Raw genomic sequence first — 12,403 nt, 5'->3', positions numbered from 1 at the left:
AGGGAGCACGTGATGGACAAGGATCGGATTTTCGGAACGGCGAAGGAATTCGCAGGCAAGGCCGAAGGCGCCGTCGGCGATGCGGCCGGCGATGCCCAGACCCAGGCCTCGGGCCGCGCGCGCGAAGCCGCAGGCGCGGTGCAGGATCTCTACGGCCAGGCCAAGGATGCCGCGCGCGACGCCGCCGATACGGCGGTCAACTATGCCAAGGATGCTTATGAGAAACGCGGCGAGACCGTTCGCAGCGGACAGAGGGCGATGGCGCAAACGGTGCAGGACAATCCGCTCGGATCGCTCCTGATCGCCGGCGGTATCGGCTTTGCGCTGGCGCTGTTGATGACGCGCCAGCCGCGCCGCCCGCCGTCACGCTGGCGCTATTAATTTATCTATGAAGGTCGACTCCATCTCGCTCGCGGTCATTGCGAGGAGCGAAGCGACGAAGCAATCCATCCGTCCGCGCCTGCGGGTCGATGGATTGCTTCGCGGAGCCTGTCGTCCGGCGGCGCTTCGCGCCGACCGGATGGCTCGCAATGACGTGGGTCTAGCTTCAATTCGATGAGAGCTCGCGCCACCTACTGCCAGGGATTCCCCGGCACCGCGGCACGCTGTCCGACATTGCGCGGCGGGCGCGGCGGCGGGGCAACCAGCGGGCGCTGCTGCTGCGGCGCGCCGAATCCGAAGATGTCACGCAGCCAGGGCTGCGTCTGCGGCTGCTGCTGCGGTTGGGCCTGGGCTGGACGGAACACACGTCTCGGCGGCTTCCGCGCGGTGATGATCGAGCCATCGGGCGCGATCGCCGTGGTCGAGGGCGGCGGATTCGCTGGCCCGGCCGCCGCCGGCGCGGCTGGCGTGGTCGCGGCCACCGGCACGTCGCCCTTGGCCTGCTCGCGTCCGATCTCGCGGCGCGGCCAGGCAAAATCATCGGCGCGGCCGGCCGGCGGCGCCAAGGCCTCGCCCTTCACCAGCGTGCGTGCGGCGAGCGCGTCGACCGCGGCAGGCCGCGAGCCGGGGCCGCCGAGCAATTGATCGGTACCGACCGTGGAGGCGACGAGCGGCAGCACGGGCCCTGCCAGCGGCCGCGGCGCGGGCTTACCGGGCTCGGTGCTGGTCTCGGGCGTTGCCGGTTCGCTCGGCAGCGCGATCGGACCGGTGCGCACCGCGAGCAGGCGGGTCACCTCGCGCTCGACATAGTGCGCGAGCTTGCGCGCGCCGGCCTTGGTGAAGAACACGCCGTCATCGGTGCGCAGCTTGCGCGGCTGGCCTTCGAAGTCCGGGCCCTTCGGCATGAAGCGGCCGGCCTCGTCGACAAAGCCGTCCCAGACGTCGACATAGGTGATGCCGGCCTTGCCGGCGCCGTCGCGATAGAGCGCGTCGAGAAACAGCATGTCCGACGTGCCCTTCTGGCCGCGGATCGCGGGCAGGCCGACCCACAGCACCGGCACGCCCTTGCTCTTCAGCACATTGATCAGCTCCTCGATCTTCTTGCCGTAGAGCTCGACCCAGCGGTCGTCGCGGAATTCATAGAGGCCGTTGGGCGAGCGCACGGTCTTTTCCGGCACGGCCTGCGAGTCGGGGTCGGCGTCGTCGGCCGGCAACTCGGCATCGACCGGCTTGCTGTCGGTCTTGCCATCAGTCTTGCCGTCGGTCTTGGCGGCGGCGTCGGGCTTGTCGCCGGGCTTTGCGTCCGGCTTGCCGCGCGCGTCCTTTTTGTCGTCCTTCTTGTCGACTTTCTTCTCCGCGACCGGTTCGCGGATCGCGGTGCGGTCGTTGAGGCCTAGCATCACGACGATGGCGTCGGGATTCTCGGTGGCGAGAATGCCCTTCGCGGCCGCAGCCCAATCCGCCGGGTCGCCCTTGGGCTGATAGCGGATCAGGCCGGAGACCGTCTTGTGCTTGCGGATCACGCCCATGTCGGGCTGGTCGGAATAGGCATCTTCCAGGCCGTAGGCGAGCCAGTCGGCCATCGCGTCGCCGATCACGAGCACGTTGCGCTCGGCGGCGGCTTCGCGCTTGGCCGGCGGGGGCGCCCGCGAGAAATCCTCGCGCGGCCGCTGCGGCTGTGATTGCGGCTGCTGTTGCTGGAACGGCGCGAAGAAATCGCCTCCGAACCAGCCGCCGCCGCCACCGCCGTGCTGCGGCGGAGCGCGGCGCTGCGGTTGCGGCGGTCCGCCACCGAAGCCGGGGAAGCCGAAGAACTGCGCCGAGGCGGGCTCGGCAATGCCGATCAACAGCGCAAGCGCGACCGTCAGCGCGACCAGCGGACCGGCTTCGGTGAATAGGCGCAGGAAGGATTTCGGCTTCGCCATCGAGTTCGTCGCAATGATCAGGAAGTGCGTGAGCATATTAGCGGAATCGGGCCGCAAGCGGGCAGCTTTTCCACCATAAATCGGGTGCCTCCGACCGTCGTCAAGGCGCCGGGAGAATATCGGATTTCACGGTTAGTTTTGGGGAGGGGCTCAACGGCTGCCGCATCGGAACCGGACTCCCTCTCCCGCTTGCGCGGGGAGGGTTGGGGTGGGGTGTTGCCGCGATGGGGCTGATCATTATGCGGAGAGAGCCCCCACCCGGATTGCATCTCCGATGCAATCCGACCTCCCCAGCAAGCGGGAGAGGTGGAGAGAGGTCGTGGCCTCGGCGCTACCGCCCCCGCAGCCGCTCCAGCACCTCGGCGGTGGCAAAACCGTCAGCCGGCGCCCCGATCGACACTTGGAAGCCGCGCAGCGCCTCGCGGGTTTGGCCGCCGAACTGGCCGTCGGGCGTGCCCTTGTAGAAGCCGCGCTGGGCGAGCAGCTGCTGCAGTTCCAGCCGCTCGGCGCGTGACAGCACCCGTTCCTGGCGCGGCCAGGGCTGCACGAAAGGCTGGCCGCCGCGCAGGCGATCGGCGAAATGGCCGATGGCGAGCGCATAGGCCTCCGCCGGATTGTACTTCATGATCACCCGGAAATTCTGCAGCATCAGGAAGCCCGGACCTTCGGCACCGGCGGGCGCCAGCAGATAGGCCTTGTCGGATGGCCGCGGGAACGCCTGGCCGCCCGGCCGCTTGACGCCGAGCTGCTCCCATTGCGACAGCGGCATCGCCTTGGCGCGATCGGCCAGCATGTAATTGAGGCCTTGCGGCAGCACGACCTCGTAGCCCCAGCTCGCGCCGCTCTGCCAGCCGTCCTTCTTCAGGTTGTTGGCGGTCGAGGCGATCAGGTCGGTCGGATTGTCGACGACGTCGCGGCGGCCGTCGCCATCGCCGTCGACGGCGTAGCGCTTGAACGCGGTCGGCATGAACTGGGTCGGACCGAAGGCGCCGGCCCAGGAGCCGCGCATCTGTTCTGGCCGGAGATCGCCGCGGTTGAGAATCTCCAGCGCCGACAGGAATTCGTCCTTGAAATAGGTCTGGCGGCGGCCGATGCAGGCGAGCGTCGCGGTCGACTGCACCACGCTGCGCTCGCCCATCTGGGTCGAGTAGTTCGACTCGATGCCCCAGATCGCCGCGATGATGTAGCGATCGACGCCATAGGCCTTCTCGGTCGCGTCGAACTGCGGCTTGTATTTGGCGAGGATCTCGCGGCCCTTGGCGAGCCTGGTGTCGCTGACGAGAATGTCGAGATAGTCCCAGATCGCCTTGGTGAATTCCGGCTGTGAATCCAGGAGATCCATGATGCGCAGGTCGGGCTGCAGGCCCGCGGTGAAGCGCTCGAAGTTCTGCTGGGTGATGTTGCGCCGCGCGGCATCCGGCCACATCGCCGCAATACAGTTCGGGAAGTCGGACGCGGCCTGGCGGATCGCGGCGGCTGTCATCAAGGGATGGCCGGAGGCGCCGTCTTCCCCGCTCCAAGGCGGCGCCGCGCCATCCTGTCCGGTCGCAGCCTGCGGCGGCGTCGCGGCGTTTCCCGAAAAGATGCTGTCGATCAGGTTGGTCAGGCCGTTGCCGGCCGATTGCGCTTGCGTGCTGCCCGGCAGCAGCAGGGCCAGCGCGATCAGGCTCGCGCTGCAAAGCCTGGTCCTTGTTGTTCCGGTCGCGCGCATGTGTCGTGTGCCTGTCAAAATCGTGCCGCCTCAGAAGGCCCCGTCACGGTTTCCAATAGCTTAACAAAGGGCAGCATTTGGGGCGTGACGAAATCGCGCGCGATGGTGTGACCGGGACAAATTGCCCGGCGTCGTCAACCCGCTTTTGGCTGTTCCCTGAGACTGGCCAAGACAGCTTCGGCATTCTCAAAGCAGTCGCCGCCCGGCGGCGTGGCTTCGATCCGGGCGATCACGGCCTCCAGCCCGGCCTGGGTTTCGGACAAGCGGCGCTGCAGGGCTGCGACCTCGACCACCTTGGCCTTGAGCGCGGCCACCAGCGTGTCGCGGCTCCAGTCTCCCTTGCCGTGCGGCGGCAGCAGGTTTCGGATCTCGTCGAGCGAAAATCCGGCCTGTTGGGCCATCACGATGATCTCGAGGACCTGCCTGGTTCCGCGCGAATACTGCCGATAGCCGTTCAAGCCGCGATCGATCGACCCGATCAGGCCCTCTCGCTCATAGAAGCGGATGCGCGACGGTGCCAGGCCAGACTCCCGAGCCAGTTCCCCGATCTTCACTTCGATGCTCCTCCCTGCTTGACCTTAAAGTTTACTTTAAGGTTAGGGTGCGCGCAGATCAACAAGGAACTCGATTAAGGAACCTGGCTCATGTCGCCGTTCGACTCCCTCACTCTGCCCAACGGAAGCACCGTTCCCAACCGCATCGCCAAGGCGGCGATGGAGGAGAACATGGCTGACGCCGGGCATTTCCCGTCGGCCGAGCTGCTGCGCCTCTACCAGGCCTGGGCCGACGGCGGCGCCGGCCTCATCATCACCGGCAACGTCATGATCGATCGCCGCGCCATGACCGGACCGGGTGGCGTCGTGCTGGAGGACGGCACGCCGCTTGAGGCGTTCCGAAACTGGGCGCGGATCGGCCGCTCCAGGGGCGCGCAAATCTGGTTGCAGCTCAATCATCCGGGCCGGCAGATGATGAAAAACATGGGCCAGCAGACCCGGGCGCCATCGGCGGTGCCGCTCGATCTCGGCAAGCATTCGAACCTGTTTGCGATGCCCAAAGCGATGACCGAGCACGACATCGACGAGGTGATCGCGCGCTTCGTCACGGCGGCGAAACTCGCAGAGCAGGCCGGCTTCTCCGGCGTGCAGATCCATGCGGCGCATGGCTATCTGATCAGCCAGTTCCTGTCGCCCTTGAGCAACCGGCGCACCGACCGCTGGGGCGGCTCGCTGCAAAACCGGGCGCGTCTGTTGATCGAAACCGTCAAGGCGGTTCGCGCCGCGGTGTCGCCTGGCTTCTCGATCGCGGTCAAATTGAACTCGGCCGATTTCCAGCGCGGCGGCTTCGATGCAGCGGACGCAAAGACGGTCGTCGAGATGCTGAATGAATTGCCCGTGGATCTGGTGGAACTGTCGGGCGGCAGCTACGAGGCGCCGGCGATGCAGGGCGATGCACGCGATGGCCGCACGCTGGCGCGCGAGGCCTATTTCCTCGACTTCGCGCGAGATATCGCCGGGGTCGCCAGGATGCCGGTCATGGTCACCGGCGGCATTCGCCGCATCGGCATCGTGCAACAGGTGCTCGATAGCGGCGTCGCTATCGCGGGTATCGCCACCGCGCTCGCCATCAGGCCGGATTTGCCGAACGCCTGGCGCAGCGGTGAGGATCTGCGGCCAGAAGTCGCGCCCATCAGCTGGAAGAGCAAGCCGCTGGCCTCGCTTGCCGCCATGGCGGTCGTGAAATTCCAGTTGCGGCGGTTGAGCCGGGGCCGCATCGCAAATCCGAACGTTTCGCCGCTGAAGGCGTTGGTTCTCGCCCAACTGCGCACGGCGTTGCTCACCCGCAAATATCGCCGCTGGATCGCGGCATCGGCCGCCGCGACGGCTGCCTCTCACGGCGCGCCGATCTCGTCACGCGCGAATGCCCGCGCCGTCGGGATGCCGCGATAGTCGAACGCTTGGGTGGGAAAACAGCGCATCACACATCCGCCTTTGTTCTCGGCTGCAAAACGGGTACGAAGAAGCGATTACATTTCGCGCCGTCCCACCCGTTTCAAGGCTCCCGATAATCCCATGAAGATCCGCAAAGCCGTATTTCCCGTCGCCGGTCTCGGTACCCGCGTGCTGCCCGCTACCAAGGCGATGCCGAAGGAGATGCTGACGATCGTCGATAAGCCCCTGATCCAGTACGTGGTCGATGAGGCCCGGGAGGCCGGCATCGAGCACTTCGTGTTCGTCACCGGCCGCAACAAGGGCGTCATCGAGGATCATTTCGACCGCATGTTCGAGCTCGACACCACGCTCGCGCAACGCGGCAAGAAGACCGAGCAGGACATCCTGGCGCAGAACCAGCCGGAAGCCGGCGCGATGAGCTTCACCCGGCAGCAATCGCCGCTCGGGCTCGGCCACGCGGTGTGGTGCGCGCGCGATATCGTCGGCAACGAGCCGTTCGCGGTGGTGCTGCCGGACGAGCTGGTGCTGAACACGCCGGGCTGCCTGAAGCAGATGATCGATGCCGCCAACAAGCTCGGCGACAAGTCGAACGTGATCGCGGTCGAGGCGGTGCCCGACGAGCTCACCCATCAATACGGCATCTGCGGCGTGGGAACACGCACCGGCAACATCTTCGAGGTCGACGGCATGGTCGAGAAGCCGGCGAAGGGCACCGCGCCGTCGAACCTGTCGATCACCGGCCGCTATATCCTGCAGCCGGAAATCTTCAACATCCTGGCCACGCAGGAGCGCGGCGCCGGCGGCGAGATCCAGCTCACCGACGCGATGATCGGGCTTGCCAAGACGCAGAAGTTCTACGGCGTCGAGTTCGAGGGCGAGCGCCACGATTGCGGCTCCAAGCCCGGCTTCCTCCGCGCCAACATCGCCTTCGGCCTCAAGCGCCCCGAGCTGCGCGACGGCCTGATTGCCGAGATGAAGAAGTATCTGGAGAAGTAGAGGCGCTGCCTCATCACGTCATTCGCCGCGAGACCGCGGACGTATGATTCACAGACCGCGCAACATATTCGATGTCGTCCCTGCGAAAGCAGGGGACCCATAACCACGAATGTTCATGGTTGAGCAATTCTGGACGACGTGTCCCATTCACTACGCCTGCTGCGGAGTGTGGGTCCCTTGCTTTCGCAGGGACAACATCTGTAAGTATGGCGCGACGTGTGCGTCAAACACGGACGGCATCGTCTCCGCCGCGCCCCGACCCAATCACGCTACCTTCCGTCGCCCCGCGCGCTTCGTGTCCTTCGCCCCATCCTGCTTCGGCGCACGCAACTCCCGGGCGGCGAGCGAGACCACTTCGGCGATCTGCTGCAGCTGCGCGGCGAGCGGGCTGGTCTTGCGCCAGACCATGCCGATGGTGCGCGAGGGCTGCGGGTTCTTGAAGCGCGAGACCGTCACGGGCGCGGAGCGCGTCTCGACCGTCACCGCCATCTCGGGGATCAGGGTGACGCCGATGCCGGCGCCGACCATCTGCACCAATGTCGATAGCGAGCTCGCATCCAGCACCTCGCGCGGCGGCGACGACGATTGCATGTTGCAGAACGACAGCGCCTGGTCGCGGAAGCAATGGCCTTCCTCGAGCAGCAACAGCCGCATCTCGCGCAGCATGTCGGCGCTCGGCACCGGCGTCTTGGCGTCCTCGCCCGGCCGCACCAGCAGGAAATTCTCGGAGAACAGCACGACCTCGGTCAGCGACGGTTCATGCACCGGCAGTGCCACGATCGCGGTGTCGAGCCGGCCCTCGGCGACTGCCTTGATCAACTTCGGCGTCAGCGTCTCGCGAACATGGATGTCGAGCTCGGGATGCAGCCGCGCCAGCGTCTCGATCACCCGCGGCAGCAGATATGGCGCAATGGTCGGGATCATGCCGACGCGCAGCCGCCCGGCGAGCTTGTCGCGCGAGGCGCGCGCGAAGTCGCCGAGCTCGTCGACCGAGCGCAGGATGTCGCGCACGCGGTGCAGCAGGTCCTCGCCGAAGGTCGTCAGGGTGACCTGTCGGGCATTGCGTTCGATCAGCACGCCGCCGACCGCTCGTTCCAACTCGCGGATCTGCATCGACAGCGCCGGCTGCGACACCGCGCAGGCATCCGCGGCGCGCCCGAAATGCCCGTGCTGGGCCAGCGCATCGAAATACCTCAGTTGCCGGAGTGTGACATTTATCATCAGATTATCTTATCGACGCGATCACTAAAGTCAATTTCACCTGATGGATTGGGGCGCGTAGAATCATTCTTGGAAGAGCTCCAGCGCATTCCAGAATCCATTACCTCGGAGAAGAAACATGGACGCAAAAACCGACGACGGCGCGGGCAAATGCCCATTCACGGGCGGGCCCCGCGGGCACGCGAATCGCGACTGGTGGCCGGAGACGCTCGACGTTCAGGTGCTGCATCACAATTCCAGCCTGTCCGATCCGATGGGCAAGGGCTTCGACTACGCCAAGGAATTCAAGTCCCTCGATCTCAATGCCGTGATCAAGGACCTGCATGCTCTGATGACCGAGTCGCAGGAATGGTGGCCGGCCGATTACGGTCATTACGGCGGCCTGATGATCCGCATGGCCTGGCACTCGGCGGGCACCTACCGCATAACCGACGGCCGCGGCGGCGCCGGTGCCGGTCAGCAGCGTTTCGCCCCGCTCAACAGCTGGCCTGACAACGCCAACCTCGACAAGGCGCGCCGGCTGCTGTGGCCGATCAAGCAGAAATATGGCCGCAAGATCTCCTGGGCCGACCTGATGGTCCTCGCCGGCAACGTCGCGCTGGAATCGATGGGCTTCAAGACGTTCGGGTTTGCGGGCGGCCGCGCCGACGTGTGGGAGCCGGAAGAACTGTATTGGGGTCCGGAAGGCACCTGGCTCGGCGACGAGCGCTACAGCGGCGAGCGCCAGCTCTCCGAGCCGCTCGGCGCCGTGCAGATGGGCCTGATCTACGTCAACCCGGAAGGCCCGAACGGCAATCCGGACCCGGTTGCCGCGGCCAAGGACATCCGCGAGACGTTCTTCCGCATGGCGATGAATGACGAGGAGACCGTTGCGCTGATCGCCGGCGGCCACACCTTCGGCAAGACCCACGGCGCGGGCGATCCGTCGCTGATCGGGCCGGAGCCGGAAGGCGGCGCGCTCGAGGATCAGGGCTTGGGGTGGAAGAGCAAGTACGGCACCGGCGTCGGCGCCGATGCGATCACCGGCGGCCCGGAGGTGGTCTGGACCCAGACCCCGACCAAGTGGAGCAACTACTTCTTCGAGAACCTGTTCAAATACGAATGGGAGCTGACGAAGAGCCCCGCGGGTGCCCAGCAGTGGGTCGCCAAGGGCGCGGATGCGATCATTCCGGACCCGTTCGATCCGTCGAAGAAGCGCAAGCCGACGATGCTGACCACCGACCTGTCGCTGCGCTACGACCCGGCCTATGAGAAGATCTCGCGCCGGTTCTATGAGCATCCGGATCAGTTCGCGGACGCCTTCGCCCGCGCCTGGTTCAAGCTCACGCACCGCGACATGGGTCCGATCGCGCGCTACCTCGGCCCGCTGGTGCCGAAGGAGACGCTGATCTGGCAGGATCCGGTGCCGGCGCTCGATCACGCCGTGATCGACGACAAGGATATCGAGGCGCTCAAGGCGAAGATCCTCGCCTCGGGTCTTTCGGTGTCCGAACTGGTGTCGACCGCCTGGGCCTCGGCCTCCACGTTCCGCGGCTCCGACAAGCGCGGCGGCGCCAATGGCGCGCGCATCCGCCTTGCTCCGCAGAAGGACTGGGATGTCAACGAGCCGGCCCAGCTCAAGGGGGTGCTGGCCAAGCTCGAAGCGATCCAGAAGGAGTTCGGCAAGAAGGTCTCGCTCGCCGACCTGATCGTGCTCGGCGGCGCGGCTGCGATCGAGAAGGCGGCGAAGGACGGCGGCACCAATGTGAAGGTCCCCTTCACGCCGGGCCGCACCGATGCGACGCAGGATCAGACCGACGTCGAATCGTTCGCTCCGCTCGAGCCGCGGGCTGACGGCTTCCGCAACTACATCGGCGGCAAGCATCAGTTCCTGAAGCCCGAGGAGGCATTGGTCGATCGTGCGCAGCTCCTGCGGCTGACCGGACCGGAATTGACGGTCCTCGTCGGCGGCCTGCGCGTGCTCGGCGCCAATGCCAAGAAGTCGAAGCACGGCGTCTTCACCAGCAAGCCGGGGACGCTGACCAACGACTTCTTCCTCAACCTGCTCGACATGGGCACGGTATGGAGCGATGCCGGCCAGGGCGTCTATGAAGGCCGCGACCGCAAGACCAAGGCAGTGAAGTGGACCGGCACCCGCGTCGACCTGATCTTCGGCTCGCACTCGCAGCTGCGCGCGTTCGCCGAGGTCTACGGCTCGTCGGATGCCAAGGAGCAGTTCGTGAACGACTTCGTCGCGGCCTGGGCCAAGGTGATGAACGCCGATCGCTTCGATCTCGCGAAGTAAGCGGCCGGTAACGGGAGTCAGGGACAGGGCGGCGCTTCGGCGCCGCCCTGTTTCTTTTGGGGAATGCAATTTGGAAGACGAAAGGCTTTCCAGAGCTTTGCTCAGTCGTGCAGCTTCATGTCCCGGATCATCTCCTCGAATTCCGCTGGCGTCGGAATCGCCGGTGGCGATTGCGGCGCGCTGCTCGTCACGATGGGAACATCGCACTGCGAGGCCCCGCGCGAAGGCTCGAGGATTGCGGTCAGGCTCGCCCAGCACACCAGGAGAGCCACGATCCAGTCGAGTACATTGGATGCCGTCACTGCAGCACCGATATCAGCATTTCCATGCGGTGACGGTGCAGCCCGTGCGACGCTTGCGCAATTCGGAAGCTACGAAACGTGACTTCGGCGTAGCCGAGCGGAGTGCCGAAGCCTGGACGCTATCCGGTTCGCGCGCGGCGCCCTTCGATCGGATAGGCCGGATCGTTGAAGCCCGGCGTCGAGGGATGGCCGGCGACGACGAGGCGATCGATCAGGGCTTCGTCCTCGGCGGTGAAGCGATAATCGAGCGCGCGGATGTAATCGTCCCATTGCGCTTCGGTGCGCGGGCCCGCGATGACCGCGCTGACGAACGACGAGTTCAGCACCCAGGACACCGCGAACTGCCCGGCGGTGATGCCGCGGCTCTCGGCGTGGCGCTTGATCTCCTGCGCGAGCCGCAAGGATTCCGGCCGCCACTCGGTCTGCATCATGCGCTTGTCGTTGCGGCCGGCGCGGGTGTCGGCGGGCGGCGCGGCGTCGGGCGCGTATTTGCCGGTCAGCACGCCGCGCGCCAGCGGGCTATAGGGCACGATGCCGAGGCCGTAATAGGCGCAGGCCGGGAAATGCTCGACCTCCGGCATCCGGTTCATCGCATTGTAATAGGGCTGGCTCGCCACGGGACGGTCGATGCCGAGCCGGTCGCAGATGTTGCAGATCTCGGCGACGCGCCACGCGCGGTAGTTGGAGACGCCAAAATAGCGCACCTTGCCGGCGCGGATCAGGTCGCCCATCGCGCGCACCGTCTCGTCGAGCGGCGTCGCGTGGTCTTCCTTGTGCAGGTAGTAGATGTCGATGTAGTCGGTGCCGAGCCGCTTCAGGCTCTCGTCTGCGGCCCGCAACACCCAGCGCCGCGACAGCCCGCCATGGTTCGGATCGTCGCCGATCGGATTGGCGAGTTTGGTCGCCAGCACCCAGTTCGAACGGCTGTTCGAGATCGCGCGGCCGACGACCTCCTCGGACTTGCCGCCATTATAGGCGTCGGCGCTGTCGATGAAGTTGATGCCGGCCTCGCGCGCCTTCGCCACGATCCGCGACGAGGTCGCCTCGTCGGTCGGCCCCCCGAACATCATGGTGCCCAGGCAGATCGGCGAAACCTTCAGGCCGCTACGGCCGAGCTGGCGATATTGCATCGGGGAGGCTCCCTAGCTGTCGGTCTTCAAGATCTTGAACACGCCGCTGGCCATCGCGATGCAGCGCTTGTCGACGGTCACCTCGGCGGTGATGAAGATCAGGCTGCGGGTCGAGCGCACCACGCGCGGCCGCGTCGTCAGGATTTCGCCGATCTTGCCGGCCTCGACAAAATGAGTGTCGAGCTGCACCGTCGCAAGCGTCGGCTTGCCCGAGACGAAGCGCGCGGCCATGCCGCAGGCACGGTCGGCGAAGGTCATGATCACGCCGCCCTGCACGAGGCCGCGGCGATTGTGGTGCTTGTCCTCGGTGATCAGCGCGAGTTCAAGCGCGCCGTCCTTCAAGCGTTCCCACAACGGGCCGATCAGCGTCAGGAATCCAGTGGTTTCGGCGATCTTCCAGCCGTCGGATTTGAGTTTTTCCGCGGCCTTGGCCGTCATGAGGAGGGATCCCTTGCTTGCAAATGATTGATCGCAGGAGGCATGTCGTTCCGCTCATTTCATCAA

Annotated in this window: 11 protein-coding genes; 4 read left to right on the top strand and 7 right to left on the bottom strand. The window is 66.0% G+C overall.

Annotated features, from left to right (window positions below; translation table 11 throughout):
• Window positions 1–12 precede the first annotated feature (12 nt).
• Entirely contained in the window at window positions 13–381 is a 369-nt protein-coding gene (locus tag ACVW1C_RS15205) for a CsbD family protein (protein WP_456759119.1), read from the top strand.
• A 191-nt stretch (window positions 382–572) separates the two neighbouring features.
• On the opposite strand, the gene ACVW1C_RS15200 is transcribed toward ACVW1C_RS15205, so the two are convergent.
• The 3 genes from ACVW1C_RS15200 to ACVW1C_RS15190 form a co-directional block, all read right to left on the bottom strand.
• A complete protein-coding gene (locus ACVW1C_RS15200) occupies window positions 573–2,306 on the bottom strand; it encodes an SGNH/GDSL hydrolase family protein (RefSeq protein WP_456763088.1) in 1,734 nt (577 codons plus the stop codon).
• 331 nt (window positions 2,307–2,637) lie between these two features.
• On the bottom strand, window positions 2,638–4,017 hold the full coding sequence (locus tag ACVW1C_RS15195) for a lytic murein transglycosylase (RefSeq protein ID WP_456759118.1): 1,380 nt from the start codon (window positions 4,015–4,017) through the stop codon (window positions 2,638–2,640).
• A 134-nt stretch (window positions 4,018–4,151) separates the two neighbouring features.
• Window positions 4,152–4,571, bottom strand: coding sequence for a MerR family transcriptional regulator (locus ACVW1C_RS15190; protein WP_456759117.1), 420 nt, complete (start codon window positions 4,569–4,571; stop codon window positions 4,152–4,154).
• A 90-nt stretch (window positions 4,572–4,661) separates the two neighbouring features.
• Between ACVW1C_RS15190 and ACVW1C_RS15185 the strand changes: the two genes are divergently transcribed.
• Together ACVW1C_RS15185 and galU are read left to right on the top strand one after the other, a co-directional pair.
• Window positions 4,662–5,963 (top strand): NADH:flavin oxidoreductase/NADH oxidase family protein, encoded by a 1,302-nt coding sequence (locus ACVW1C_RS15185; protein WP_456759116.1) that lies wholly within the window; start codon window positions 4,662–4,664, stop codon window positions 5,961–5,963.
• A gap of 123 nt (window positions 5,964–6,086) precedes the next feature.
• Window positions 6,087–6,962, top strand: coding sequence for a UTP--glucose-1-phosphate uridylyltransferase GalU (gene galU, locus ACVW1C_RS15180; RefSeq protein WP_456759115.1), 876 nt, complete (start codon window positions 6,087–6,089; stop codon window positions 6,960–6,962).
• Between the two features lie 264 nt (window positions 6,963–7,226).
• Here galU and ACVW1C_RS15175 read toward each other — a convergent pair whose 3' ends face one another.
• Window positions 7,227–8,183 carry a LysR substrate-binding domain-containing protein gene (locus tag ACVW1C_RS15175; protein ID WP_456759114.1) on the bottom strand — a complete coding sequence of 319 codons (957 nt, stop codon included), beginning with the start codon at window positions 8,181–8,183 and terminating at the stop codon, window positions 7,227–7,229.
• 118 nt (window positions 8,184–8,301) lie between these two features.
• Between ACVW1C_RS15175 and katG the strand changes: the two genes are divergently transcribed.
• Complete coding sequence (gene katG / locus ACVW1C_RS15170; RefSeq protein ID WP_456759113.1) at window positions 8,302–10,467, top strand: catalase/peroxidase HPI; 2,166 nt, start codon at window positions 8,302–8,304, stop codon at window positions 10,465–10,467.
• Between the two features lie 101 nt (window positions 10,468–10,568).
• On the opposite strand, the gene ACVW1C_RS15165 is transcribed toward katG, so the two are convergent.
• The 3 genes from ACVW1C_RS15165 to ACVW1C_RS15155 all read right to left on the bottom strand — a co-directional run bounded on the left by ACVW1C_RS15165 (window position 10,569) and on the right by ACVW1C_RS15155 (window position 12,337).
• Window positions 10,569–10,769 carry a hypothetical protein gene (locus tag ACVW1C_RS15165; protein ID WP_456759112.1) on the bottom strand — a complete coding sequence of 67 codons (201 nt, stop codon included), beginning with the start codon at window positions 10,767–10,769 and terminating at the stop codon, window positions 10,569–10,571.
• Between the two features lie 119 nt (window positions 10,770–10,888).
• A complete protein-coding gene (locus tag ACVW1C_RS15160) occupies window positions 10,889–11,899 on the bottom strand; it encodes an aldo/keto reductase (RefSeq protein WP_456759111.1) in 1,011 nt (336 codons plus the stop codon).
• A gap of 12 nt (window positions 11,900–11,911) precedes the next feature.
• A complete protein-coding gene (locus tag ACVW1C_RS15155) occupies window positions 11,912–12,337 on the bottom strand; it encodes a PaaI family thioesterase (protein WP_456759110.1) in 426 nt (141 codons plus the stop codon).
• Window positions 12,338–12,403: the final 66 nt, after the last annotated feature.

The sequence above is a fragment of the Bradyrhizobium sp. USDA 4011 genome, assembly GCF_054063415.1.
Note: the sequence above shows the minus strand (reverse complement) of the source record. Positions and strands in the feature narration are given on the sequence as shown.